Raw genomic sequence first — 23,495 nt, forward strand, 5'->3', positions numbered from 1 at the left:
ACAAGAAAAAGCCCGGGCTTGTCGGCCTCTGGGGCTTGACCCCGCATTCAGACCCAATCACCAATCACGAATGAACACGATTCGATCCGTCTGCGTCTACTGCGGCTCGTCTCCGGGCCGCGATGAAATCTACGCCAAGGCCGGACACCTGCTTGGCCGCTCGCTCGCCAAATCCGGCCTGCGACTGGTCTATGGCGGCGGCACCAAAGGCATTATGGGCGCCGTCGCCGAAGGCGCGCTCAAGGCCGGCGGCAGGGTGACGGGCATCATTCCGCGCTTCCTCATCAACAAGGAGGCGACCGAAACCGCGCTTGACCGGCTCGACGAGTTGCTGATCACCGACAACATGCACGAGCGCAAGCATAAGATGTTCGAAAAATCCGACGCCTTTGTGGCGCTGCCGGGCGGCATCGGCACGGTTGAGGAGATCGTTGAGGTCATGACTTGGGGTCAGCTCGGCCATCACCGCAAGCCGATCGTCTTTGCCAACGTCAAAGGATTCTGGAATCCGATGCTGGCGCTGCTCGACCACATGTCGAAAGAAGGCTTTATCCATACCGCGCAACGGGTCAGGCCGCTGGTGGTCGAAGACCCCGAAGCCATCGTCGCCGCCATCATGGTGGCGGGCTCGTCGGTCGATGCGCCGACGGAAGGCGTGCAGTCGGTGATTGATAAGATGTAGGGGAGTAAGGGAGTATGTTTAGAAGACCCCCTACTCTCCTATTACCTCCCTCAAATCCACAATCACCGCCCGCTTGTCCTGACGTCGCCATGCCAGATGGATCGAGACGGTCCGCTCGAACCAGGGCAGGTCACGGAACAAGATCCCTGAGGGTGCCGCGCTCTGGAGACTTGCCTGAACCGTCGCCAGACCGAGCCCGGCGCTGACCAGGCCGAGCGAGGTCAGGGGATCAGCAGTCTCATAGGCAATGTCGGGCACGAAGCCGGCCTTGGCGCAGGCAGCCAGGAACTGAGCCCGGTTGGTGTCGTCGGGCTGGCGCACCACCGTGATCCAGACGCGGCCATCGAGATGCTCGGGCCGGATGTCGACGACGGCGGCGAGCGGATCATTTTGCGGCATCGCCAGCACCAGCGGTTCGCGCTTCACCAGCACGGCGGCAAGATCGGGATCGTCGGCAGCGGGAGGGCCGTAAACGAAGCCGAGGTCGAGCGAACGCTGGCGTAGCCCCTCGAGTTGGACCGCGGAACGCTGGTTCTTCAACTGCAGATGAAAATCCGGCCGGTCGCGGCGGAACTGCCGCAGCATCCGGCTGACAAGGCCGGCATGCACGGCGCCCTCGACATAACCGATGGCGAGCCGCCCGACAGCGCCGCTGGCAAGGTTGCGGCCAAGCTCCTCCAGACGCCGTGCATTGGCAAGCAGCGCCTGCGCCTCGGCAAGAAAGGCCTTGCCTTCGGCATTGAGGTGAACGCGCTGCTTGGCCCGCTCGAACAGGGTGATCCCAAGCTGCGCCTCGAGCTGCATGATCTGGCGGCTCAGCGGCGACTGCGAGATGTGCAGGAGTTCCGCGGCACGGCCGATAGTGCCGGCTTCGGCCACGGCGACAAAATAGCGGAGCTGGCGCAGGTCGAACATTTTCTCACCTCGCAATGTCCTGACAGGTCTCAACTTTAGCCTAATCAGTCTTGGACAGTCTGACCATCGGCAGCGATAGTTTGGGCATCGAAACCACAGGAGACAGAAATGCAGTTCTTTGCCCTTCTCACCCGCAACACCGAAAAGTTCAGCGATGCCGATTTCGCGCCGCTGCTGCCCGGCGAAGCCGAACAGCGCCGCACGCTCTATGCCGTGGGCGCTGTGCGCCAGGTGTGGAACCGCGGCGATATCCCCGGCAGCGGCATGATGTTCGAAGCCGGCAGCGACGCCGACGTGCGCGGCCACCTCGCCACCTTGCCGCTGATCAAAGCCGGGATGATGGACATCGCCGCAGTGGTGCCGCTTGCGCCCTACCCCGGGTTTGGGCCCAAGCGCTGAGAGATCCCAGCCAAGTGCGGCCGGCGGCAATCGACGCCGCTGGCTGTCTGGCGACGATCCACCGCAAGGCTTTGTGACGCCCGGAGCATGCCGCAAGCTGATCGACAGACTGTGATCGGCTGTCAAGAAACTGTCACACAGAACCCGGCTCGCCCGTGTTAGGAATAGCAGGCCGGCATCCGCGCGCGGCGTGGTCGAAATTTATACTTGACGAGGCGAGCCGTGAACATCGCTCTCAACGCGGAAGGCACTCCCCTGTCGCCTTACCTGCCCGACGAGCACGGGCTGTTCTTCATCTATCATTTCACCGCCGGGGGGCTGCGCACCAAGGACGCCGCCGAGGCTGCTTGGACCTGGCGCAGCTACCAGTTGTCCGACTTGCGCGCCCGCCGCGAGATCGCCGCCGAGGCGGCCCTGCCCGCGCCAGTGCGCGAAGCGTTCCTCGGCGCCAGCCAGGGCTGCCACATCGATCTCGAGGATGACTGGCTCTATGGCGACCTGCCGGACCTGCGGCACGATTATTCGGCGGAGGCACGCGGGCTCGGCCATTTCCGTTTCGCCCTCAACGAAAAAATGCTGATCGGTGCACGCAAGCAGCCACTGGAATCGGTCGATCTCGTGCGCAAGGCAGTGGAGAGCAGCTCGCGCAAATTCCGCTCGCCGGCCGATTTGATCGAGGCGGTCATGGGCCAGTCACTCGACGGCATGGCGGCCGAACTCCACGGCCTTGGCGATACGCTGGACGGCATCGAGGACCGCATCGTGCGCGATGCCTGGCACAGCGAGCGGCAGTCGCTGGTCGAGGCGCGCCGTCAGCTCGTGGTCATCCATCGACAGATGGCGACGCTGACGAACCTGTTTCGCCATCTCGACCATTCACATCGCAACGAACTGGCTGACCCGATCAACGACATGGCGACAAGGCTGTCGCATCGTGCGCACACGCTCTATCACGACGGCGAACAACTTCAGGCGCGCACAAGGCTGCTGCAGGATGAATTGATGGCCAAGCTGACCATGCAGTCGAACCAGCTGCTCTATGTGCTCTCGGTGATGACGGCGGTGCTGCTGCCGATGACCATCATTTCAGGCCTGTTCGGCATGAATGTCGGCGGCCTGCCGATGGTCAACACGCCGATGGGCTTCTGGGTGGTCACGGCGGTTTCGATCGTCATCGCCGCGGCGACCTATCTGTTCGTCAGGCGGCTTGGGCGCATGTAACCGCCCGTCCTAAGGATCTCACGCCGTGGCGCGAAGATCCTCGATGACGGTGCCGGAGGCAGCGACTTCCGCCTCATGGTCCGGTTCCCGCCAGGTCTCGGCAAGGCCAGCCGCATACCATTCCTGCATCGCCGGCAGGCCAAGCAGCTGCGCGGGATAGGCGGCGGCCGCACCCTCGAAAGAGAGCCCGTAGGACTGCACGCGGAACGCCACCGGGGCAAAGAAGGCGTCGACCGCGGTGAAATGGCCGCCGGCCAGAAACGGTCCGCCGAAACGGGCAAGGCCATCGTTCCAGAGATCGCCCAGACGGAACAGATCCTGCCTGAGCGCAGCCGACATCGGCAACGGCTTTACCCGCACGCCGCAACTCATCGGGCACGCACCGCGCAAGGCGGTGAAACTCGAATGCATTTCGGCGGCGGCGGAACGCGCCCAGGATCGTGCCCTGGCCTCGGCCGGCCATACGCCATGGTGGCGCTCGGCGAGATATTCGGCGATGGCAAGCGAATCCCAGACGGCCCAGCCGTCATCGACCAGGCAAGGCACGCGGCCGCTGGGCGAGAACGCCCGGTAGAGATCGAAGCTCGGGCCGGTCGGGAACGGTGTCAATTGCTCCTCGAACGGAATGTCGAGGGTGCGCATCAGCACCCAAGGCCGCAGCGACCATGATGAATAGTTCTTGTTGGCGATGTGCAACACGTACATGGACGTCTTCCTATTTCGCGGCCGAAACCGCTGGGCGGATTTCACGCCCACGGAACATCGACCAGGAATACATCGCCAGCGCCGTCCAGATCAGCGCGAAGGCAATCGCCTGCGTGGTGCCGAATGGTTCGTCGAAAATCAACACGGCGATCAGGAAGACTATGGTCGGCGCGATATACTGCATGATGCCGATGGTGGAGAGGCGAAGAAGCTTGGCCCCGAAGGCGAAGAGAAGCAGCGGCACGGAGGTGATCGGTCCGCAGCCGATCAGCAAAGCCGTATCGGTGGCGTTGCTGGAGATGAAATGATCCTGGCCGGTGGCGATCAGGTAGATGATATAGCCCAGTGCCGGCACCGACAGCAAAAGCACTTCGAGCAGAAAGCCCTGGCTCGGGCCGATCGGCAGCGTCTTGCGAAAGAAGCCGTATGCGGCGAAGGAGAAGGCCAGCGCCAGCGACACCCAGGGCAGTTTGCCGGCCTCCACCGTCAGCACCGCAACGGCGATCGCCGCCAGCGCTACCGCCGCGATCTGCAGCCGGTCGAGCTTGTCGCCAAGCACCAGCGCGCCGACAACGATGACGACCAGCGGGTTGATGTAATAGCCGAGCGCGGTCTCGACGGTGCGGTCGACCGAGATCGCCCAGACATAGATGGACCAGTTGACCGAAATCAGCGTCGCCGTCAGCGCCGCCATGCCGATGCTGCGCGGTGAGCGGATCGCGGCCTTGAAATCGGCGGTGCGACCGGCCCAGACCAGCACGCCTGCCGCAATCGGCACCGACCAGACGATGCGGTGGGCGATCACCTCGATCAGCGGCAGATGCGCGACCGCCTTCATGTAAAAGGGCAGCAAGCCCCACAGGAGATAGGCGCCGAGCGCCAGGAGGAAGCCGCGGCGGGCTTTGGCATCGGCGTCGGGCTGGGTTGTTTCAGTGGCCATGGCCCAAGGCTATGGCCCAGCGGGATGCTCAAAACCATCCCAAATTGCTGATGGATCAATGGATTTTTTCTGATGGATGGAGGATGGGCGCTGGTTCCTCGCCCCACGAAGTGGGGAGAGGTGGCCCGGCGAAGCCGGGACGGAGAGGGGCAGCGCGGCGGCTGTGATTTGGTGCTCAAGTTGATGACAGGGCCGTTTCGCATTTATGCCTTCACCGGCTCTGACTTCGCAGAGGTCGTCCCCCTCTCCGTCCGGGCTTCGCCGGGCCACCTCTCCCCCGCTGCGCGGGGGCGAGGAAAGGATGGCGGTACTACTCCGCAGCCACCAGCCCCGCCATATCGCGGTTCTTCATCAGTTTGTAGACGATGGAATCCATCAGCGCCTGGAATGAGGCGTCGATGATGTTTTCCGACACGCCGACCGTCCACCAGCGCGCGCCGGTGCCGTCATGCGATTCGATCAGCACCCGGGTGATCGCCTCGGTGCCGCCATTGAGGATACGCACCTTGAAGTCGGCCAGCTCCATGTCGGCGATCTCGCCCTGGAACTTGCCGAGATCCTTGCGCAGCGCAATGTCGAGCGCGTTGACCGGGCCGTGGCCTTCGGCAACAGACATTTTTTCCTCGCCATCGACCATCACCTTGACGATGGCTTCCGACACCGTCTTCAGCTGGCCGTTGGCGTCGAAGCGGCGCTCGACCATGCAGCGGAACGAGGTGACGTTGAAGAACTCCGGCAGACCGTGCAGCATCTTGCGCGCCAAGAGCTCGAAGGATGCATCGGCGCCTTCATAGGCATAGCCCTCAGCCTCGCGTTCCTTCACCACCGAGATCAGCGAGTCGAGCCGATGATCGTCCTTCGGCACGTCGATGCCGCGGCGTTTCAGCTCGGCGAGGAAATTGGCCTTGCCGCCCTGGTCCGAAACCATGACGCGGCGGCGGTTGCCGACGGCTTGCGGCTCGACATGTTCGTAGGTCGCCGGCTCCTTGGCGAGCGCCGAGGCATGGATGCCGGCCTTGGTGGCGAAGGCCGAGGCGCCGACATAGGGCGCCTGCGCTTCCGGCGCGCGGTTGAGCAATTCGTCGAAGGCACGCGACAGGCGCGAAATGCCGGTCAGCGCTTCGGCTGAAATTCCGGTTTCAAAACGATCCGCAAAAGCCGGCTTCAGCGCCAGCGTCGGCACGATCGAGACCAGATTGGCGTTGCCGCAGCGTTCGCCAATGCCATTCAGCGTGCCCTGGATCTGGCGCACGCCGGCCTCGACGGCGGCGAGCGAATTGGCCACGGCCTGGCCGGTATCGTCATGAGCATGGATGCCGAGATGATTGCCCGGAATGCCTGATGCGATGACCTTGTCGACGATGGCGCGGACTTCCGAGGGCTGCGTGCCGCCATTGGTGTCGCACAGCACCACCCAACGCGCACCGGCATCGTAGGCCGTCCTGGCGCAGGCCAGCGCGTAATCCGGATTGGCCTTGAAGCCGTCGAAGAAGTGCTCGCAATCGACCATGGCTTCCTTGCCGGCAGCAACGGCCGCTTCGACCGAAGCCTTGATGGACTCGAGGTTCTCCTCATTGGTGCAGCTCAGGGCAACGCGGACATGATAGTCCCAGCTCTTGGCGACGAAGCAGATGGCGTCGGACTTCGACTGCACCAGCGACGCCAGGCCTGGGTCGTTGGACGCCGACACCCCTGCCCGCTTGGTCATGCCGAAGGCGACGAATTTTGCCTTCGCCGTCCGCTTCTGCTCGAAGAAGGCGGTATCGGTCGGATTGGCGCCGGGATAGCCGCCCTCGACATAGTCGAGGCCGAACTCGTCGAGCAGCTTTGCAATGGCGATCTTGTCCTCGACGGAAAAGTCGATGCCCGGCGTCTGCTGGCCGTCGCGCAAGGTGGTGTCGAAGAGATATAGGCGTTGCTTTGTCATGGCTGCGCGGGTGCGTGCACACCCTCCTCTGGCCCGAAGGCCGATATCATTTCTTTCCCGCGAACTTGTCCGTTGCCCTGATCAACTGGTCGAGGATCCCCGGCTCCGAATAGGCATGGCCGGCGCCTTCGATGAGGTGAAAATCCGCTTTCGGCCAAGCCTTGTGCAGGGCCCAGGCGTAACGCGCCGGGCACGGCATATCATAGCGGCCATGGACGATGGTGCCGGGAATGTCTTTCAACTTGTGCGCGTCGCGCAGAAGCTGTCCCTCCTCCAGCCAGCCGGCATGAACGAAATAATGGTTCTCGATGCGGGCAAAGGCGATGGCAAAGTCGTCCTCGCCGAACTTGTCGCTGGTCTCGGGCTCCGGCAGCAGCGTGATCGTCTCGCCTTCCCACAGGCTCCAGGCAAGGGCTGCTTCGAGCTGTGCCTTGCGGTCTGAGCCAACCAGCCGCTTGCGGTAAGCGGCCATCATGTCGCCGCGCTCGGCCGGCGGGATCGGCACCTGAAAACGCTCCCACTTGTCCGGGAACATTTCGGAGACGCCGAACTGATAGTACCATTCGAGTTCGGCGCGGGTCAGCGTGTAGATGCCGCGCACGACAAGCTCGCTGACGCGATCGGGGTGGGTCTCGGCATAGGCGAGCGCCAACGTCGAACCCCACGAGCCGCCGAACACCAGCCATTTGTCGAAGCCGCACATTTCGCGCAGGCGCTCGATGTCGGCGACAAGATGCCAGGTGGTGTTGGCGTCGAGCGAGGCGTTGGGGGTCGATTTCCCGCAGCCGCGCTGGTCGAACAGAATGACATCATAAAGCTTCGGGTCGAACAACTGCCGATGTTTTGGCGAGATGCCGCCGCCGGGACCGCCATGCAGGAACACCGCCGGCTTGGCGCCTTTGGTGCCGGAACGCTCCCAATAGATCTGGTGGCCGTCGCCGACATCGAGCATGCCGGACTCGAAAGCCTCGATCTCAGGATAAAGAGTACGAAGTTCACTGCTCATTTCATTGCTCATATCTGCAGGCCGTGCGCCGGCCAGTCCGTGGTTTCGTGGTCGGGATGCTGGAAGGAGATGATCTGCTCCTGGCGGGTATAGAAATCCGGATCCTGATGCACGGGCTGGTCGAAGATCGTCTCCACCCAGGGCAGCCGGGCGGCGTAATTGATCTGGATCTGCGGCGCGAGATCGGAGCGGTCGTCGAAGGCGCCGATGGCGATCTCCAGCGCGCCGGGCTGGCGATAGGTCAGCGGCGTGCCGCAACGGGCGCAGAAGCCGCGATCGATGTTGACCGACGACTGGAAATAGGTCGGTTCCTCGCGCACCCATTCGACTCCATCCTTGGGCACGGTGACCAGCGCACCGAAGAACGACCCGAACTGTTTCTGGCACATGCGGCAATGGCAGATGGAGGGACGGCCGAGCTTGCCCTTGATGCGGAAGCGCACGGCGCCGCACTGGCAGCCGCCGGTTCTGATATCATCGGTCATGATTTTTCCTCTGGCGGCCATTGTTCGGTGTCGTGGTCGGGATGCTGGTAGGAGACGAGTTCGGCAAGATAAGGAGCCGATGACATGTCGGCCATCGTGTCCTCGCCGGGCAATTGCGGGATGGTATCGACATAAGGCAGTTTTGCCTCGGTGCCCCACTGGATCAGCGGCGCGATGTCAGCCGGATTGTCGAACGCCCCAATGGCGAGGCCAACGCCGTCGGGCGCGGTGAAGGTCAGCGGCGTCCCGCAATTGCCGCAAAACCCACGATCGACATGGCTGGACGAGGCGAAATATTTCGGCTCGCCGCGCGTCCAGTCGAGTTTGGCGCCGCGCACCGAAACCAGCGGCGCGTAGAAGGACCCGAACGCCTTCTGGCACATGCGGCAATGGCAGATCGAGGCGTCACCCAATGTACCTTCGACGCGGAAGCGCACCGCGCCGCACTGGCAGCCGCCGGTATAGACTGGCCGGTTGTCGAGGCTCATCGCGTCTCACTCCAATTCATGGCTCATTCCGGGGCATGGCAGACGGCCTCGACATTGTTGCCGTCGGGATCGAAGACAAAGGCGCCGTAGTAGTTCGGGTGATAGTGCGACCGCAGGCCCGGGCCGCCATTGTCCTTGCCGCCGGCGGCAACCGCCGCGGCATGAAAGGCATCGACCTCGGCGCGGCTGCGCGCGGTGAAGGCGACATGCTGATGGGTTCTCGGCTCGTCCTTGCCGGCCTGCAGCCAGAACACCGGCCGGTCGCGGCCATAACCGCCCACCTTGGCGCCGCCGGTATATTCCAGCGGCACCATGTAAATCAGCGACGCGCCAAGCGGCGCCATCGCCTGGTCGTAAAAGGCCTTCGAAGCGTCGAAATCGGCGACATTGATGCCGAGATGGTCGATCATGAAACAAACTCCTCCCTTGATGGTGCCGGCATTTCAGCGCCGGCCAGGCCAGCCTCGATCACGATGTGCTGGCAGACATTGTCGATATCGCGGATGACGTCGTCATTCCAGAAGCGCAGGACGGTCCAGCCACTGGCCCTCAAATAGGCGCTGCGTGTCTCGTCGCGTTCCGCGTGCCCGGTGTCGGCATGCTGGCTGCCATCAACCTCGACGATCAGGTGGTGGGCTGAACAGGCAAAATCGACAATGTAAGGTCCGATTGGCACCTGCCGGCGAAAGCTCATCCCCATCAGCCGATGAGCGCGCAATTCATTCCAGAGTTTAAGTTCGGCATCGGTCATAACCCGACGCATGGACTTGGCATTCTTGCGCTGGCGGGAGGGAACGAGGTCGTGACCCATGTTCAGGCCACTCCACGCTGGCGATTAGCGAAAATCGAGGCGAAGGCTGATCTCCCCCCTTGCGGGGGAGATGTCCGGCAGGACAGAGGGGGGTGCTGTCCCGCAAGCATAGCAACTGGGGAGTGCTGCCTTCTCAGGAGATGGCTGGCGTGCACGTAGCGGAACTCAAAAGTCGGCGTTCCTTCACACCCCCCTCTGTCCTGCCGGACATCTCCCCCGCAAGGGGGGAGATCGGCCGTCGCCATCGACTTCGCCAAGCTTGCAACGGCGTTTGCCACCCTCACCGCTTTACCTCCCACGTCGTCACGCGCTCTCCGGTCGCCGGGTCCTTGCCGTCCTTCAACTGCACGCCTTGCGCCAGAAGCTCGTCGCGGATGCGGTCGGCTTCTGGCCAGTTTTTCGCGGCGATGAGAGCAAGGCGATTGGCGATGGCTTTGGCGACGTTGTCTTCATCCACCTTTGCCGACGCTACATCGAAGCCGAGGAACAGCAGCGAGGCCTTTAGCGATGCGGCCGCTTCGTTGCCATCCGCGACCTCGCCAGCAAGCTGCGTCAGTTGTTGGAAGGCGGCGTAGGTGGCGAGATCGTCGGACAATGCCGCCACGATTTCCACAGGCACCTGCCCGGCGGCCGGCGCCAAATCGGCGGCGCGCTTCCATTTGCGCAGCGTGTTCTCAGCCTCTTCCAGCTTGCGCACGGAAAAATCGATTGGCTCGCGATAATGCGTCATCAGCATGGCCAGCCTGAGCACTTCGCCCGGCCATCTGCGGCCGCCGAACGTGTCGGTCTCCAGCAGTTCGGCGATGGCGTAGAAATTGCCGAGGCTCTTCGACATTTTCTGGCCCTCCACCTGCAGGAAGCCGTTGTGCATCCAGACATTGGCCATGACTTCGGTGCCGTGGGCGCAACGCGACTGGGCGATCTCATTCTCATGGTGGGGGAAGATCAGGTCGAGGCCGCCGCCATGGATGTCGAAGACGTCACCGAGATAGGCGGCCGACATGGCCGAGCACTCGATGTGCCAGCCGGGCCGGCCCCTGCCCCACGGGCTGTCCCAGCCGGGCTCTTCCGGCGAGGACAGTTTCCATAGCACGAAGTCGCCCGGGTTCTTCTTGTGCGCGTCGACGGCGATGCGCGCTCCAGCCTGTTGCTCGTCGAGATTGCGCTTCGACAGCTCGCCGTAGTCCGGCATCGAGGCGGTGTCGAACAGCACCTCGCCCGCCGCGACATAGGCATGGCCGCGTTCGATCAGACGCTCGATGAGCGTGATCATGTCGGCTTTGCCGTCAGCGCGCCGCGCGACGAATTCGGTGGCGCGCGGCTCGACCGTCGGCGGCAAGCAACCGAGTGCGGCGACATCGCTATGGTACTGGTCGGCGGTCTTTTCAGTGACGCGGCGGATCGCCTCGTTGAGCGTCAGTTTTCCCGACGCGATCTCGGCACCGAAATCGCGCAGCGCGCGGGCGTTAATCTTGTCGTCGACATCTGTGATGTTGCGCACATACGTAACGTGCGCCTCGCCGTAGAGATGACGCAGCAAACGGAACAGCACGTCGAAGACGATCGCCGGCCGCGCATTGCCGATATGGGCAAAATCGTAGACGGTCGGGCCGCAGACATACATGCGCACATTCGCGGCGTCGATCGGGACGAACACGTCCTTCGTCCGCGTTAGCGTGTTGTAGAGGCTGAGACCCTTCGATGCGTCAGACATTAAGTGCCCTTCCGGTCCGTTAAATTCTGGGGAAAGCCGTCCTTGCGCCTAGGCACAAATCGGGCTCCAGCCTGCTGGCCGGGGCGTTTGTCCACTCTGGGGAAAGATGAGGCGAAAACGTCCGGACCAGCGCGAGGCTAGCCAATAATGCAAATGCCACAAATGGCGAAAAACGTTTTCATGGGCGGCTTTATCGCCTTGGCCGGTGTTGCCGTCAAGTCGCAACTTCCGGCAAAAGCGTCGCTGGATCACAGGTCATGAGCCAGTGAAACATTTTATTAAACATGTCGGCACAGTCATGAAACATTCGCCGGCTAGTTCACCACAGGTCACGATTCGGTCAGATTCGGCCGGCAAACGCAGACACGGAAATGTTACCAGGGAAGAGACTGATGTCACGAACCAAGCAGGAATCGAGCCGCGCCAAGCAACCGGCGCTTGCCAGCCACTACCGAGCAATCGGGCCGGCCGCGATCGTCGCTGCCCTTCTGCACACAGCGAAGAAGAAGAAGCCGGCGCCGAAAATCACCTCGCCCCGCGCTGCCTAAGCAAGGCGAGCCGGCCGCCGACAAGGCGCCTGCCGGCATGGGAGGCTGAGGCGCTTGAGAGCGCCTGAAAACAGCAGCTCTTCCTCATTGAGCAGGTTCTTCCCGAAGACTGGATCCTTGGGATCGTGCTCTAGAACAGCGTCATTTGACTGTCGTCCGCGCCGGGCTTCTGGCGCCTGACCTTCTCGGGCTCAGGCCCGACGATGCCCCTGTGCTGTATCTCCGGCGCCGTGTTGGCGACCTTGTTGACGAGGTCGGAGACGGGAACTGCCTCGAAGAAATCGGGCTGAGCGGGTCTGAGCAGATCGGCCACGTCGCGCGGTTCAAGCGCCCGGCAGTCCAGCCAGCGGGCGAAATCCTCAGGCGCGATCACCACCGGCATGCGGTCATGGATATGAGCGATGCCGGCATTGGCATTGACGTGAGAATGGCGCCGGTGTCCATCTCCGAACCGCCGGGCTCAGCATAAGTTTCGACCAGCCCGGCAAAGGCGAGGAGCCCGCCATGCCTCGGCCTTATCCAGTAGGGTTGGCCCTTCTTGCCGTTGCCCGATTGCTGCCACTCATAGAAGCCGGAGGCCGGCACCAATGCGCGGCGATGGCGCATGGCGGCTTTGAACGAGGCCTTCTCCGCCGCCCCTTCCGAGCGCGCATTGAACAGCAGCGGAAATTCCCTTGTGTCCTTGACCCAGGTGGGGATCAGACCCCAACGCACCAGCATCGCCTGGCGATACGGAAAATTCGAGCCCGGCATGCGCGGCGGCCCGGACAGCGCCATCAGTACCGGCTGCGTCGGCGCGATGTTGTAGCGGGCCGGAAAATCCTCCAGTTCGGCCAGGGTGAGCAAGGCAGCGGTCTCGTCCGGCGTGGCCGTCAGGGCAAAGCGTCCGCACATGGGCAAGCTCGATGAAATGATCCGATCGCGAAAGTGGCGATGGAACCGGCGTAGCGCAACCGCTAAAGCTCTCTGCCGCAGGCCGGTCCACAGGGGCCAGCCTCGGGCAGGGCGAATCGAGAGCGATGAACGAGCAGCGCAAGACACTTCCCGCAGTCTCCGTCGCCGTCGTGCGTGGCAAGACGGTGCTGCTCGTCAAGCGGGCGCGACCACCGTCGCAAGGGGTCTATGCCTTTCCCGGCGGCAACGTCGAGCCCGGCGAAACTCTTGAGCAAGCGGCGGCGCGCGAATTGCTGGAGGAGACCGGGTTGCGGGCGAAAGACTATCGTCCGCTTCGCGACATCCACATCGACGGCAGCAGCGAGAATCACCCGGTCGACTATCTCTTGACGGTCTTCGGCGCTGTCTATGCCGGCGGCGAAGCGACAGCCAGTGACGACGCCGAGACCGCCGCCTTCTATACGCTGAACGAAATGACCGACATGCCGCTCGCGGGCGATGTGTTTGACGTCACTGAGGAGCTTCTGGGCTCGAGCGGCTCCGGTATCTGAACGCAGAGAATCGCCTTGCAGGCGACAAATTGTTTCGCCAGATAGATTTATGACCCGCGCCGCGCTCTTCCTCGCCGCATGCCTCGCCGCCAACACGGCTGTCGCCGTGCAGCCGGCGCTGGCCGCCGAGTCGCCGTTCGAGCCCGGGCTGATGCGGTTGGCCGAGGTGCTGGGATCGCTGCATTTCCTGCGCAATCTGTGCGGCGAAAAGGGCGACCAGTGGCGCACCGAAATGGAAAAGCTGATCGATTCGGAAAATCCCGATCCGGAGCGGCGCGCCCGCTTCATCGCCAGCTTCAACCGCGGCTACCGCTCCTTCGGCGGAACCTATACGCAATGCACGGCATCGGCGACCGAAGCGATCAGTCGTTACATGAAGGAAGGCGAGACGTTGTCGCGCGACATCGCCTCGCGCTACGGCAACTGAAGGGCGCCTGACGGCGTCATAGCCAACAGCTTTTCGTGCATCCAGCCTTGTATCCGCGGCGCCTTGATGCAATCTTGGTGTTGCACTTTGGCAACAGTATTAACGAAACGTTAGAGCGCGGATGTGGAATTAACTCAAACTGAAGGTTTTCATCCCGCTCACCGGTCTAATCGGCTAAGTTTTGAATCGGACCGAACGCAGGCGATGAAGTTTGTAAAAGACGATCAAAAAAATGTCGTATTTACAAATACTTACTTATCCTGTGTGGAGATAGGGACAGCCCAAGCCGGATCCGACCCGTCGGATCGTCGCTTGAAAAGGGTGGACATCGCAATGGAACATGGCGTCAACGACATCGACGCGCTGGTCAGGGAAGAAAAGCGCCTGACCGCGGTGGAAAGCCATAGCGAGGCCTGGGCGGAAGGTCTGTCCGCCGGCATCGAGCCGGAAATCATCGCCGAGGCAGCACTTGAAACGGCGTTCGGCGAGATGCTGCGCGCCAATGGCGAAACCTCGGCCCTTGCCCTTCTCGACCGCATGCGTGAAAAGGTGATCGCTGGCGCCTTCGAGCCGGAGCGGCTGCGGCACTAGAGCGCCACGCGTTCCCGGCGGCGCCAAACGGCGGTCCGGCACCCGACCGGTTCTTTGACTACGGCGCGCCGTTTAGGCATCATGCCCGGCACCTGAAGAGCCTAGGCCCAAGGAGAGGCAAGCGGTGAATTTTTCGATGTCAGGCCGGCCTCACGGCATGGTCCTCAGCATCTGGCTTGCCGCTTCCTGCGCCGCGGTTCCGCTGGCACTTGTCCTGACAAGCAGCCCTGTCTATGCGCTGAGCGAGATCAAGCGCGAGGAGCTTCCGGCGCCGGCGGCGCCGCCAGCCAATGGTGAGACGGCGCCATCCGAAAACTCCGTGCCGATGCCCGATCTGCCCGGCGCAACGCCGCCGGCGGCCAGCCAGCCGACATCGCCCGCAGAACCCGAGCAAAGCGAACCGGAAGGGCCGACGGACGATGGCGGCGTGGCCAACCCTCGTGTCGATCCCGATGCGCCGGTGCCTGAAGTTGTCTACGACCTTTCCAAATTGCCGGAGCCGGTCAGGCGCATGCACGACCTAATGGTCGAAGCCTGCGTCAGCGGCGACATCGAGAAGCTGCGGCCACTGATCGGCAAGGGCGACACCATGACCCAATTGTCGCTGGGCGAGATCGAGGGCGACCCGATCGCTTTCCTGAAGGGGCTTTCAGGCGACAAGGAAGGCCAGGAAATCCTCGCCATCATGGAAGAGGTGCTCAATGCCGGCTATGTCCATGTCGACGTCGGCACGCCGCAGGAACTCTATGTCTGGCCGTATTTCTTCGCCCTGCCGCTGGATAAGCTCGACGCCAGGCAGCGGGTCGAACTGTTCAAGATCGTCACCGCCGGCGACTATGACGACATGAAGCAGTTCGGCGCCTACATCTTCTACCGCGTCGGCATCACCCCGGCCGGACAGTGGACGTTTTTCGTCGCCGGGGATTGAGCAGCTTACCCTCCCTTGTGGGGAGGGGCGATGCGAAGCATCGGGGTGGAGGTACGGCACTAGCCCCACCCGGACCTTTGGTACGACCTCCCACAAGGGGAAGTGTGGAGCCTAGGCTGGCAGCGCTTCGGAAAACTCCACCGGCCTGCCCTGCCCGGGCGTGACAATCTCGCCTTCCCACATGATGCGGCGGCCGCGCAGGACGGTGCCGACCGGCCAGCCGGTAACCTCTTTGCCGTCATAGGGCGTCCAGCCGGCCTTGGAGCCGGCCTGCGCATTGGTGATGGTCTCGCGGCGCTTCAGGTCGACGATGGTGAAATCGGCGTCGTAACCGGCGGCGATGCGGCCTTTCCGGGCCATGCCGAAAATGCGCTGCGGGCCGTGGCTGGACAGGTCGACGAAGCGCTGCAGGGTCAGCCGGCCGGCATTGACGTGATCGAGCATGATCGGCACCAGCGTCTGCACCCCGGTCATCCCGGATGGCGAAGCCGGATAGGGCTTTGCCTTCTCGGCCAGCGTGTGCGGGGCATGATCGGAGCCCAGCACATCGACAATGCCTCGGCCAATGCCGTGCCAGACGCCGTCGCGATGATGCGCCGCCCGCACCGGCGGGTTCATCTGGATCAACGTACCCAGCCGCGCATAATCGTTGGCGGCGAGCGTCAGATGATGCGGCGTAGCCTCGCAGGTGGCGACATCCTTGTGCTGTTCGAGGAACACAATCTCTTCCGCGGTGGAGATGTGCAGCACATGGATGCGGGCGCGGGTGTTTCGCGCGATACGCACCAGGCGTTCGGTGCAACGCAAGGCAGCGATCTCGTCGCGCCAGACGGGGTGCGAGGACGGGTCACCGTCGACGCGCAGGCCAAGGCGCTCGCGCAGCCGGAACTCGTCCTCGGAATGGAAGGCGGCCCGGCGTCGGGTGTTCCTGAGGATCGAAGCGACACCCTCGTCGTCCTCGACCAGGAGGTCGCCTGTGGAGGAACCCATGAACACCTTGATGCCGGCAGCACCCGGCAGCCGCTCGAGTTCGCCGACATCATTGGCGTTCTCGCGCGTGCCACCGACCCAGAAGGCGAAGTCGCAGTGCATGCGGCCGGTGCCGCGCCGCACCTTGTCGGCAAGCGCCGCCTCGCTGGTGGTCAGCGGGTTGGTGTTGGGCATTTCGAACACGGCGGTGACGCCGCCCAGCACGGCGGCGCGCGAACCCGTCTCCAGATCTTCCTTGTGTTCCAGTCCCGGTTCGCGGAAATGCACCTGGCTGTCGACGACGCCCGGCAGGATGTGCAAGCCGCGGCAGTCGATCGTTTCGCCGGCCGAGGCTTGGCGAAGATCGCCGATGGCCGCGATGCGACCATCCCTGACGCCGACGTCGCGCGCGCCCTCGCCGTCATGGTTGACCACCGTGCCGCCTGTCAGGATGAGATCGTAGGTGGTGGCCATTGGCGTTCGGTCTCTTGCGGGGGGAGTGTCGTCGGCTTACGTAAAGGCCGACCCTTTTGCAAGATCAGGCTTTATTTCAACCCATGCCCTTTGCCCTGCTCAAAGACCGCGCAGTCATTTCCGTGTCAGGCCCGGATGCCGAGCATTTTTTGCAGAACATCCTCACCACGGACCTCGATACGCTGGGCGCCGCAGAGGCAAAGCCCGGCGCACTGCTTTCGCCGCAAGGCAAGATCCTGTTCGACTTCCTGGTCTCGCGCAGTGGCGAGAATGGCTTCCGGCTGGAATGCCGCGCCGATGTATCCGACGATTTCCTGCGCCGGCTCACGCTTTACAAGTTGCGCGCCAAGGTCGAGATTAGCAAGCAGTATCAATCGCTTGTGACGGTTGCATGGGGACCCGATTCAACGGCCTCACAAACTGATTCAACTGACGTTTCTGATGCACGCTTCAGCCAGCTGTCCGTCAGACGCAGCTATGGCGGCACGCCGGCGGGCGGCGACCCCGCTGCGTGGCAGGCGCTTCGCATCGCCAACGGCATCGCCGAAAGCGGTTCCGATTACCAGCTCGGCGACGCCTTCCCGCACGACGTGCTGCTCGACGAGGCCGGCGGTGTCGGCTTCAAGAAGGGCTGCTATGTCGGCCAGGAAGTGGTCTCGCGCATGCAGCATCGCGGCACCGCCAGACGGCGCGTGCTGATCGTTTCGGCCGACCATGCCTTGCCCGCGGAGGGCACTGAACTGACGGTTGCGGGGCGGCCGGTCGGCATGCTCGGCTCGACCGCAGGCACGGCCGGCCTCGCCATAGCCCGCATCGACCGGGTCAAGGCGGCGATCGACGCCGGCCAGCCGGTCCTGGCCGGTGATGTTACCGTCTCGCTCGCCATCCCGGCCTGGGCAAAGTTCAGCTTTCCCAGGGAAGTCGTCGGCGCGGAGGACACCTGATGGCCGCCGACCGCGTCGGTGCGCCGCCGCGCGCGTGGCAGCGCATGCTGTCGGGGCGCAGGCTCGACCTGCTTGACCCCTCGCCGCTCGATATCGAGATTTCCGACATCGCTCATGGGCTTGCTCGCGTCGCCCGCTGGAATGGCCAGACGCGCGGCGATCACGCGTTTTCGGTCGCTCAGCATTCCCTACTGGTCGAGGCCCTTTTTGACGAATTACAGCCGGACGCCTCGGCCAATGCGCGGCTGGCAGCCCTGCTGCACGACGCACCGGAATATGTCATCGGCGACATGATCTCGCCGTTCAAATCGGTGATGGGCGGCTCCTATAAGGACTGCGAGCTGCGTCTCCAGCGCGCCATCCACCAGCGCTTTTCGCTGCCGGCCGAACTCGGCGTCGGCCTGCGCAAGGAAATCAAGCGCGCCGACCAGATCGCTGCTTACTACGAGGCGACGCTGCTCGCCGGCTTTTCGACCGCGGAAGCAACCGAGTTCTTCGGCCGGCCGCGCGGCTTCAATGCCGATCGCTTCGATTTCACGCCGCGCTCGGTAACCTCGGCGCAGGCAGCGTTTCTCAAGCGCTATGCAACGATCGAAAGGCAGCGCCAGGCAGCGGTTGCGGTGCGTTCGGCCGAGTGAACATACGCTAAATTAACCAGCGGGACCCACAGTACCGGGTTCGATCACGGTCAGCAGGTACGCCTCATGTCCGTTGCGCACGTCAAGGGTGGTTCGCCCGTCCGCAGACGGGGGGCCGGAGGCGTCGCCGCGACACGGCAGATCGCAGACGAATTACGCAACCAGAATGAGCGCTTTTCGGCGGCCGTCGAGAACATGTCGCATGGCCTGTGCATGTTCGATGCCGACGAGCGGATGATCATCTGCAACCGCAACTATCTCAGCATCTTCTCCCTCGATGCGAAGATCGTGCGGCCCGGCATCGCGTTCCTGGACATTCTCCAACACAGCGTCGACATCGGCGTCGCCTCGCAGAGTGCCCAAGACCTTTATGCCATCCGCAAGCCCTATATCGAGCGCGCGCAAGCCTCAACCTACGAGGAAATCCTGTCGGACGGCCGCATCGTTTCCATCACGCACCGGCCGCTGGCCTCGGGCGGCTGGGTGTCGATCTATGAGGACATCACGGAGCAAAGGCGGGCCGAGCAGGACTTGAAGGAGCAGCACCGCCGCTTCGATGCGGCGCTCGCCAACATGTCGCAAGGCCTGTTGATGTATGGCGCGGACGGCACGCTGATCGTGCGCAACCAGCGCTTTCTGGATTTGTGCAAGGCAAAAGCAGCTGATTTCGCGCTCGGCATGACACACGGCCAGATGCTGGAAAAGCTCGTTCGCCTCGGCATCTTTGTGTCCATCGACATCGATGTCGAGGTGGCAAAGACAAGGGCGACCCTGGAGGCCGGCCAAGCCCGTTCGAGCTATCGCGAACTGGTTGATGGCCGCACGCTGTTTGTTTCGCGCCGGCCGCTTGCCGGCGGCGGCTGGGTGGCAACCTTCGAAGACATCACCGAGCGCCGGCGCGCCGACGAGCGCATGAGCCATCTTGCCCATTACGACACGCTGACCGACCTGCCCAACCGCTCGATGTTCCGCGAGCGGCTCGACCAGGCGCTTGGCGAAACCCCTGCTACTCCGCTGGCGATCTTCTCGCTCGATCTCGATCGCTTCAAGGCCGTCAACGACACCTGGGGGCACCCGGCCGGCGACTGGCTGCTGAAATGCGTGGCCGAGCGGTTGCGGCACAGCCTGCGCAGCGATACGGATGTGGTCGCCCGCCTCGGCGGCGACGAGTTCGCCATCCTGCAGTTCAATCCCAAAGGTACCGCCGATGCGGAGAACCTGGCAAAACGCATCGTCTCTGTCATCAGCCAGCCGTTTCGCAACAAGGGCCGCGACATGCATGTCGGCATCAGCCTTGGCATCGCGCTGTATCCCGGTGACGGCAAAGACGCCGACACGCTTTTGAAGAACGCCGACATGGCGCTTTACAGGGGCAAGAGCGAAGGCCGCAACGTCTACCGCTTTTTCGAGCCCGGCATGGATGCCCTGGTGCGGGCGCGCCGGGTGCTCGAAACCGATCTCGAGACGGCACTGAAGCGGCAGGAATTCGTCCTGGACTTCCAGCCGATCACCAACATCGCGTCAGGCGAGATCGTTGGCGCCGAGGCCTTGATGCGGTGGAATTCGCCGACGCGCGGCCTGGTGGCGCCCGACGATTTCATCGCGGCCGCCGAAGACAGCGGACTGATCGTTCCGCTAGGCGAATGGGCGCTGAAACAGGCCTGCAGCGTGGCCGCCGGCTGGCCGCCCGGAATGCGCATCGCCGTCAACGTCTCGGCCGTGCAGATCAAAAGCGCCGACTTTGCCCGCAGCGTGATTTCGGCGCTGGCCGTTTCAGGCGTGCCGGCCAGGCGGCTTGAGCTGGAGATCACCGAAACCGTGCTGATGGATGAGAGCGAGACGGTGCTGAAGACGCTGAGGCAGCTGCGCGAACTCGGCGTGCGCATCGCGCTCGACGATTTCGGCACGGGCTATTCGTCGCTTGGCTATCTCAGGCGTTTTCCCGTCGACAAGATCAAGATCGACCGCTCCTTCATCCATGATATCGACAACCGGGACACGGCGGCGATCGTGCGCACGATCATCGGGCTTGGCGCCGAGCTCGGCATCACCGTCACCGCGGAAGGCGTTGAGACCGAAGCCCAGCTCGACATATTGCGCAAGGCCGGCTGCGTCGAGGCGCAGGGCTTTCTGATCGGCGTGCCGTCAAAGGCGACTGAGATCAATCGCCTGCTGAAGACGAGAGCGGTACGCCGGCCCGCCTGAACATGCCCGGTGTCATTCCATGCGCCGCGCGGAAGGTGCGCGAGAGATGGCTCTGGTCGGAGAAGCCGGCGGCAAAGGCGGCATCGGCGAGATCGGAACCTTGCCGGATAAGGAGATCAGCGCGACGCAACCTGCGGTCGCGGATGAAGGCGGCCGGGGTGAGACCCAGCACCTTCCGGAAATCCCTGATGACCTGGAACCGGGTTACGCCTGCGGCTTCGGCAAGCCGCCGCAGTTCGAGATCCGACGTCAGCCCGTCCTCGACGACCTGCTCATAGATCGACAGCCTACCTGCCGATCCGAAGCGTTCGACCGCCTCGCCCCGGCCGCCCCAATCGCCATAGCGGACAATGAGCTTGCGCAGGGCCATCAGCATGGAGGTTTCGGCGCGCGTGGCATCGCCGGATGCAGAGTCCCCGTGCGCCACGGCCACCATCGGGACGAGGTCGGCATCGTCCACGATCGCTTGTGAAAACAGTGGCGGGCGATCGTGCCCGAGTTCTTGCGCCACCGCACCCATGAGCGAGGCCGAGGGATAGAAGGTCCGGTAGGCCCAGCCTTGGTCACCCCTTGCCTCGCCGTCATGCCAGACCTCCGGATTGACGAGGAGAACCGTGCCCGCTGGCGCTACGACAACCTGATTTCCGATGCGGACACGCTCGCAGCCTTGCGTGATCAGGGCGATGACATAGGTCGGGTGCGTGTGCAGCTCATAGCGATGCCGCGTGAACCGCGCCCTGAGCATGCCAAGATCGCGAAAGCGCGGGTGGCGCCAGAACTGGGACGTCTCCTGAGGCTCCTGAATTCCCGGCATGGTCAATCCTGTTCAAGACGCCGCCGCCGCAGCCCTTTAGGTGCTGGCATCGACAAGACCGAAATTTACGACGGCCGGCAAGGAGAGCGCAATGCTGCACAACGACCCCGTCGCCGCCCTCACCCCGCAGGTGGTGGAATGGCGGCATCATATCCACGCCAATCCCGAACTCGGCTTCAAAGAATATGAGACCGCGCGCTTCGTTGCCGACAGGCTGCGCGCCTTCGGGCTCGATGAGGTCCACGAAGGCATAGGCGGCACCGGCGTGGTCGGCGTGCTCAAGGGGGGACCCAGCGCGCGGGCAATCGGGCTCAGGGCCGAGCTCGACGCCTTGCCGGTCGTCGAGAAAACGGGATTGCCATACGCGTCGAAGAAGGACGGCGTGATGCATGCCTGCGGCCATGATGGCCACACAGCAATGCTGCTCGGCGCCGCCAAGCTGCTCGCCGATAGCAGAGCCTTCGACGGAACAGTCTATTTCATCTTCCAGCCGGCGGAAGAAAACGAAGGCGGCAGCATGCGGATGATCGAGGACGGGCTGTTCGAGCGCTTCCCGGTGGAAGCCGTCTACGCCGTCCACAATTGGCCGGGGCTGCCGCTTGGCACGATCGCTGCCCGCGCCGGCGCGATGATGGCGGCCGTCGACAATTTCGAGCTGAGTTTCGAGGGGACCGGCGCGCATGCCGCCATGCCACAGCTAGGCGACGACCCGGTGCTTGCAGCCAGCGTCTTCGTTCAGGCCGTGCAGCGCATCGTCAGCCGCTCGGTCGACCCGCAGACGGCACTGGTCGTCTCGATCACCCAGATCCATGGCGGCAATGTCGGCAACATTGTGCCGGGCACGGTCTGGCTGCAGGGAACCTGCCGCTTCTTGGAGCCGGCTCTTTCGGACCATTGTGAAAGGCTAATCGGGGATATCGCCGACGGTATCGCTGCGGCGCACAGCCTGACCGCCAAGCTCGCCTATCGGAAAGGCTATCCGCCGCTGGTCAACACATCAGCCGCGACAGACCAGGCTGTGCAAGCTGCGGCTGTCGTCGTCGGTCGCGAACAAGTCGAGACCGCATTCAACCCGAGCCTCGGCTGCGAGGATTTCGCCTATATGGTTCGCGAAGCGGGCGGCTGCTATGCGTGGATCGGCGCTGGGGCAGTCGGACCCGGCGAAGGGTTACACGGCGATCGCTACGTCTTCAACGACGCCATCGTTCCCACCGTGCTCCGCTATTTCGTCACGCTGGTCGAACAGCCGCTAGAGGCCAAGCCGATCAAGACCGCGGATTGAGCATCACTGTCAGCGCAGCGTCTCGATGTATTTTTCGTGGAAGCTGAGATAGCCGGGCTCGACCACTTTGAGATGGCGCTCGATCAGCTGGTGAAACGCCGGCAGCTGATGAAACGGCACGCCGGGATAGGCGTGGTGCTCGGCGTGATACGGCATGTTCCAGGCAACCTTGCGCACCAGCCAGTTGGTCAGCGTGGTGCGAGTATTTTCCAGCATGTTGGCAACGAGCGGGCAGCGACCGTGCTCGGCCAGCAGATAAAGCCTGAGGAAAGGCTGGCCGAGCAGTGCCGGCACGATCCAGACATAGAGCAGCACCGTCGCCTTGAACCAGAGCGCCAGTGCGGCGACTACGACATAGAAAGCGATCATGGCGCGGGCCTCAGCACGCACCTTGGGCAGGCCCTTTGGCGGCACGTAGTTGTCGCGGCAGCCGCCGGTCGCGTTGGTGTAGAGCGTCTGCAAATGCGCCCACCACACCGGCAGGCCCGAGACATGGACGATATATTGCCGCATCGTCTCCGGTTTCGGTAAGGCGAGCTCGGGATCGTTCTCGGGATCCTGGGTGAAGCGATGATGGGCGAAATGGAAATAGCGGAACCAGTCAGCCGGCAGCGCGATCGCCAGGCTGCAGACCCTTGCCACGGCATCATTGAGCCACTGCGTGTCGAAAGCTGTCCTGTGCACCGTCTCATGCAGCAACGTGAACAGGAAGACGATGAGGATGCCTTGCGGCAGCATCAGCAGCGGCCAGTACGGCAACTTGGCCGCGATCAGCGCGCCGATAACGATGATCCCGCCAAGATGAAATGCGAGCTGGATCAGGCCCGGCCCGTCCGATTTGCCGGTCAGGCGGCTACGCTGCTCATTGGTCAGCGACGCGATGACATCGCGATGGTCTCTGGGGTCGGTTTGGACTGATACGGTCATGGCGCCACGC

General features: G+C 63.4%; 25 protein-coding genes and 1 pseudogene. 12 read left to right on the forward strand and 14 right to left on the reverse strand.

Annotated features, from left to right (window positions below):
* The first annotated feature begins 70 nt into the window (after positions 1 to 70).
* Positions 71 to 682, forward strand: coding sequence for an LOG family protein (locus tag ACWGTI_RS18025; RefSeq protein ID WP_454588355.1), 612 nt, complete (start codon positions 71 to 73; stop codon positions 680 to 682).
* Positions 683 to 712: 30 nt separating this feature from the next.
* Here ACWGTI_RS18025 and ACWGTI_RS18030 read toward each other — a convergent pair whose 3' ends face one another.
* Positions 713 to 1,597 (reverse strand): LysR substrate-binding domain-containing protein, encoded by an 885-nt coding sequence (locus tag ACWGTI_RS18030; protein ID WP_454588356.1) that lies wholly within the window; start codon positions 1,595 to 1,597, stop codon positions 713 to 715.
* A 108-nt stretch (positions 1,598 to 1,705) separates the two neighbouring features.
* Between ACWGTI_RS18030 and ACWGTI_RS18035 the strand changes: the two genes are divergently transcribed.
* Entirely contained in the window at positions 1,706 to 1,996 is a 291-nt protein-coding gene (locus ACWGTI_RS18035) for a hypothetical protein (RefSeq protein ID WP_454588357.1), read from the forward strand.
* Positions 1,997 to 2,218: 222 nt separating this feature from the next.
* Complete coding sequence (locus tag ACWGTI_RS18040; RefSeq protein ID WP_454588358.1) at positions 2,219 to 3,217, forward strand: transporter; 999 nt, start codon at positions 2,219 to 2,221, stop codon at positions 3,215 to 3,217.
* Between the two features lie 18 nt (positions 3,218 to 3,235).
* Here the strand turns inward: ACWGTI_RS18040 and ACWGTI_RS18045 are convergent, their stop codons facing one another.
* The 9 genes from ACWGTI_RS18045 to cysS form a co-directional block, all read right to left on the reverse strand.
* Positions 3,236 to 3,922 (reverse strand): glutathione S-transferase family protein, encoded by a 687-nt coding sequence (locus tag ACWGTI_RS18045; RefSeq protein ID WP_454588359.1) that lies wholly within the window; start codon positions 3,920 to 3,922, stop codon positions 3,236 to 3,238.
* A 10-nt stretch (positions 3,923 to 3,932) separates the two neighbouring features.
* Positions 3,933 to 4,862, reverse strand: coding sequence for an EamA family transporter RarD (rarD, locus tag ACWGTI_RS18050; protein ID WP_454588360.1), 930 nt, complete (start codon positions 4,860 to 4,862; stop codon positions 3,933 to 3,935).
* A gap of 310 nt (positions 4,863 to 5,172) precedes the next feature.
* Entirely contained in the window at positions 5,173 to 6,789 is a 1,617-nt protein-coding gene (gene cimA, locus ACWGTI_RS18055; protein ID WP_454588361.1) for a citramalate synthase, read from the reverse strand.
* Positions 6,790 to 6,835: 46 nt separating this feature from the next.
* Positions 6,836 to 7,795, reverse strand: a complete 960-nt coding sequence (gene pip / locus ACWGTI_RS18060) for a prolyl aminopeptidase (RefSeq protein WP_454588362.1) — start codon at positions 7,793 to 7,795, stop codon at positions 6,836 to 6,838.
* Between the two features lie 8 nt (positions 7,796 to 7,803).
* Positions 7,804 to 8,280, reverse strand: a complete 477-nt coding sequence (locus ACWGTI_RS18065) for a GFA family protein (protein ID WP_454588363.1) — start codon at positions 8,278 to 8,280, stop codon at positions 7,804 to 7,806.
* The gene (locus tag ACWGTI_RS18070; RefSeq protein WP_454588364.1) at positions 8,277 to 8,768 is read right to left on the reverse strand and encodes a GFA family protein; all 492 of its coding nucleotides are present in this window, start codon (positions 8,766 to 8,768) and stop codon (positions 8,277 to 8,279) included. The genes ACWGTI_RS18065 and ACWGTI_RS18070 overlap by 4 nt, the downstream gene beginning before the upstream one ends.
* A 23-nt stretch (positions 8,769 to 8,791) precedes the next feature.
* A complete protein-coding gene (locus ACWGTI_RS18075; RefSeq protein WP_454588365.1) occupies positions 8,792 to 9,178 on the reverse strand; it encodes a VOC family protein in 387 nt (128 codons plus the stop codon).
* Positions 9,175 to 9,579: an endonuclease domain-containing protein gene (locus ACWGTI_RS18080; protein ID WP_454588366.1), complete on the reverse strand. Its 405-nt coding sequence runs from the start codon at positions 9,577 to 9,579 to the stop codon at positions 9,175 to 9,177. Before ACWGTI_RS18080 ends, ACWGTI_RS18075 begins: the two co-directional genes overlap by 4 nt.
* Positions 9,580 to 9,859: 280 nt before the next feature.
* Positions 9,860 to 11,293 carry a cysteine--tRNA ligase gene (gene cysS, locus ACWGTI_RS18085; RefSeq protein ID WP_454588367.1) on the reverse strand — a complete coding sequence of 478 codons (1,434 nt, stop codon included), beginning with the start codon at positions 11,291 to 11,293 and terminating at the stop codon, positions 9,860 to 9,862.
* A 392-nt stretch (positions 11,294 to 11,685) separates the two neighbouring features.
* On the opposite strand from cysS, the gene ACWGTI_RS18090 reads away from it, so the two are divergent.
* Positions 11,686 to 11,841 (forward strand): hypothetical protein, encoded by a 156-nt coding sequence (locus ACWGTI_RS18090; protein ID WP_454588368.1) that lies wholly within the window; start codon positions 11,686 to 11,688, stop codon positions 11,839 to 11,841.
* A gap of 130 nt (positions 11,842 to 11,971) precedes the next feature.
* Here the strand turns inward: ACWGTI_RS18090 and ACWGTI_RS18095 are convergent.
* Positions 11,972 to 12,735: pseudogene (locus ACWGTI_RS18095) on the reverse strand (SOS response-associated peptidase).
* A gap of 125 nt (positions 12,736 to 12,860) precedes the next feature.
* On the opposite strand from ACWGTI_RS18095, the gene ACWGTI_RS18100 reads away from it, so the two are divergent.
* The 4 genes from ACWGTI_RS18100 (at position 12,861) to ACWGTI_RS18115 (ending at position 15,232) form a co-directional block, all read left to right on the forward strand.
* Entirely contained in the window at positions 12,861 to 13,286 is a 426-nt protein-coding gene (locus tag ACWGTI_RS18100; RefSeq protein WP_454588369.1) for an NUDIX hydrolase, read from the forward strand.
* Between the two features lie 49 nt (positions 13,287 to 13,335).
* Complete coding sequence (locus ACWGTI_RS18105; protein WP_454588370.1) at positions 13,336 to 13,713, forward strand: TIGR02301 family protein; 378 nt, start codon at positions 13,336 to 13,338, stop codon at positions 13,711 to 13,713.
* A 333-nt stretch (positions 13,714 to 14,046) separates the two neighbouring features.
* Positions 14,047 to 14,304: a hypothetical protein gene (locus ACWGTI_RS18110; RefSeq protein WP_008874920.1), complete on the forward strand. Its 258-nt coding sequence runs from the start codon at positions 14,047 to 14,049 to the stop codon at positions 14,302 to 14,304.
* 124 nt (positions 14,305 to 14,428) lie between these two features.
* Complete coding sequence (locus ACWGTI_RS18115) at positions 14,429 to 15,232, forward strand: hypothetical protein (RefSeq protein ID WP_454588371.1); 804 nt, start codon at positions 14,429 to 14,431, stop codon at positions 15,230 to 15,232.
* A gap of 111 nt (positions 15,233 to 15,343) precedes the next feature.
* Here the strand turns inward: ACWGTI_RS18115 and ACWGTI_RS18120 are convergent, their stop codons facing one another.
* Complete coding sequence (locus ACWGTI_RS18120; protein WP_454588372.1) at positions 15,344 to 16,675, reverse strand: dihydroorotase; 1,332 nt, start codon at positions 16,673 to 16,675, stop codon at positions 15,344 to 15,346.
* 83 nt (positions 16,676 to 16,758) lie between these two features.
* On the opposite strand from ACWGTI_RS18120, the gene ygfZ reads away from it, so the two are divergent.
* The 3 genes from ygfZ (at position 16,759) to ACWGTI_RS18135 (ending at position 20,462) form a co-directional block, all read left to right on the forward strand.
* Positions 16,759 to 17,619, forward strand: coding sequence for a CAF17-like 4Fe-4S cluster assembly/insertion protein YgfZ (gene ygfZ, locus ACWGTI_RS18125; protein ID WP_454588373.1), 861 nt, complete (start codon positions 16,759 to 16,761; stop codon positions 17,617 to 17,619).
* A complete protein-coding gene (locus ACWGTI_RS18130) occupies positions 17,619 to 18,257 on the forward strand; it encodes a hydrolase (protein ID WP_454577053.1) in 639 nt (212 codons plus the stop codon). The genes ygfZ and ACWGTI_RS18130 overlap by 1 nt, the downstream gene beginning before the upstream one ends.
* A 66-nt stretch (positions 18,258 to 18,323) precedes the next feature.
* Entirely contained in the window at positions 18,324 to 20,462 is a 2,139-nt protein-coding gene (locus ACWGTI_RS18135; RefSeq protein WP_454588374.1) for a putative bifunctional diguanylate cyclase/phosphodiesterase, read from the forward strand.
* Here ACWGTI_RS18135 and ACWGTI_RS18140 read toward each other — a convergent pair.
* On the reverse strand, positions 20,419 to 21,276 hold the full coding sequence (locus ACWGTI_RS18140; RefSeq protein ID WP_454588375.1) for an AraC family transcriptional regulator: 858 nt from the start codon (positions 21,274 to 21,276) through the stop codon (positions 20,419 to 20,421). The genes ACWGTI_RS18135 and ACWGTI_RS18140 overlap by 44 nt on opposite strands.
* Positions 21,277 to 21,367: 91 nt before the next feature.
* Here ACWGTI_RS18140 and ACWGTI_RS18145 point away from each other — a divergent pair, with 91 nt between their 5' ends.
* Complete coding sequence (locus ACWGTI_RS18145; RefSeq protein WP_454588376.1) at positions 21,368 to 22,558, forward strand: amidohydrolase; 1,191 nt, start codon at positions 21,368 to 21,370, stop codon at positions 22,556 to 22,558.
* A 9-nt stretch (positions 22,559 to 22,567) separates the two neighbouring features.
* On the opposite strand, the gene ACWGTI_RS18150 is transcribed toward ACWGTI_RS18145, so the two are convergent.
* The gene (locus ACWGTI_RS18150) at positions 22,568 to 23,485 is read right to left on the reverse strand and encodes a fatty acid desaturase family protein (RefSeq protein ID WP_454588377.1); all 918 of its coding nucleotides are present in this window, start codon (positions 23,483 to 23,485) and stop codon (positions 22,568 to 22,570) included.
* Positions 23,486 to 23,495: the final 10 nt, after the last annotated feature.

The sequence above is a fragment of the Mesorhizobium sp. ArgA1 genome (assembly GCF_053714375.1).

Excerpts from the sequence above, each read along its gene's own strand:
- ACWGTI_RS18025 (WP_454588355.1), top strand. The coding sequence starts at position 71 with ATGAACACGATTCGATCCGTCTGCGTCTACTGCGGCTCGTCTCCGGGC.
- ACWGTI_RS18030 (WP_454588356.1), bottom strand. The coding sequence starts at position 1,597 with ATGTTCGACCTGCGCCAGCTCCGCTATTTTGTCGCCGTGGCCGAAGCC.
- ACWGTI_RS18035 (WP_454588357.1), top strand. The coding sequence starts at position 1,706 with ATGCAGTTCTTTGCCCTTCTCACCCGCAACACCGAAAAGTTCAGCGAT.
- ACWGTI_RS18045 (WP_454588359.1), bottom strand. The coding sequence starts at position 3,922 with ATGTACGTGTTGCACATCGCCAACAAGAACTATTCATCATGGTCGCTG.
- rarD (WP_454588360.1), bottom strand. The coding sequence starts at position 4,862 with ATGGCCACTGAAACAACCCAGCCCGACGCCGATGCCAAAGCCCGCCGC.
- cimA (WP_454588361.1), bottom strand. The coding sequence starts at position 6,789 with ATGACAAAGCAACGCCTATATCTCTTCGACACCACCTTGCGCGACGGC.
- pip (WP_454588362.1), bottom strand. The coding sequence starts at position 7,795 with ATGAGCAGTGAACTTCGTACTCTTTATCCTGAGATCGAGGCTTTCGAG.
- ACWGTI_RS18065 (WP_454588363.1), bottom strand. The coding sequence starts at position 8,280 with ATGACCGATGATATCAGAACCGGCGGCTGCCAGTGCGGCGCCGTGCGC.
- ACWGTI_RS18070 (WP_454588364.1), bottom strand. The coding sequence starts at position 8,768 with ATGAGCCTCGACAACCGGCCAGTCTATACCGGCGGCTGCCAGTGCGGC.
- ACWGTI_RS18075 (WP_454588365.1), bottom strand. The coding sequence starts at position 9,178 with ATGATCGACCATCTCGGCATCAATGTCGCCGATTTCGACGCTTCGAAG.
- ACWGTI_RS18080 (WP_454588366.1), bottom strand. The coding sequence starts at position 9,579 with ATGGGTCACGACCTCGTTCCCTCCCGCCAGCGCAAGAATGCCAAGTCC.
- cysS (WP_454588367.1), bottom strand. The coding sequence starts at position 11,293 with ATGTCTGACGCATCGAAGGGTCTCAGCCTCTACAACACGCTAACGCGG.
- ACWGTI_RS18090 (WP_454588368.1), top strand. The coding sequence starts at position 11,686 with ATGTCACGAACCAAGCAGGAATCGAGCCGCGCCAAGCAACCGGCGCTT.
- ACWGTI_RS18100 (WP_454588369.1), top strand. The coding sequence starts at position 12,861 with ATGAACGAGCAGCGCAAGACACTTCCCGCAGTCTCCGTCGCCGTCGTG.
- ACWGTI_RS18105 (WP_454588370.1), top strand. The coding sequence starts at position 13,336 with ATGACCCGCGCCGCGCTCTTCCTCGCCGCATGCCTCGCCGCCAACACG.
- ACWGTI_RS18110 (WP_008874920.1), top strand. The coding sequence starts at position 14,047 with ATGGAACATGGCGTCAACGACATCGACGCGCTGGTCAGGGAAGAAAAG.
- ACWGTI_RS18120 (WP_454588372.1), bottom strand. The coding sequence starts at position 16,675 with ATGGCCACCACCTACGATCTCATCCTGACAGGCGGCACGGTGGTCAAC.
- ygfZ (WP_454588373.1), top strand. The coding sequence starts at position 16,759 with ATGCCCTTTGCCCTGCTCAAAGACCGCGCAGTCATTTCCGTGTCAGGC.
- ACWGTI_RS18130 (WP_454577053.1), top strand. The coding sequence starts at position 17,619 with ATGGCCGCCGACCGCGTCGGTGCGCCGCCGCGCGCGTGGCAGCGCATG.
- ACWGTI_RS18135 (WP_454588374.1), top strand. The coding sequence starts at position 18,324 with ATGTCCGTTGCGCACGTCAAGGGTGGTTCGCCCGTCCGCAGACGGGGG.
- ACWGTI_RS18140 (WP_454588375.1), bottom strand. The coding sequence starts at position 21,276 with ATGCCGGGAATTCAGGAGCCTCAGGAGACGTCCCAGTTCTGGCGCCAC.
- ACWGTI_RS18145 (WP_454588376.1), top strand. The coding sequence starts at position 21,368 with ATGCTGCACAACGACCCCGTCGCCGCCCTCACCCCGCAGGTGGTGGAA.
- ACWGTI_RS18150 (WP_454588377.1), bottom strand. The coding sequence starts at position 23,485 with ATGACCGTATCAGTCCAAACCGACCCCAGAGACCATCGCGATGTCATC.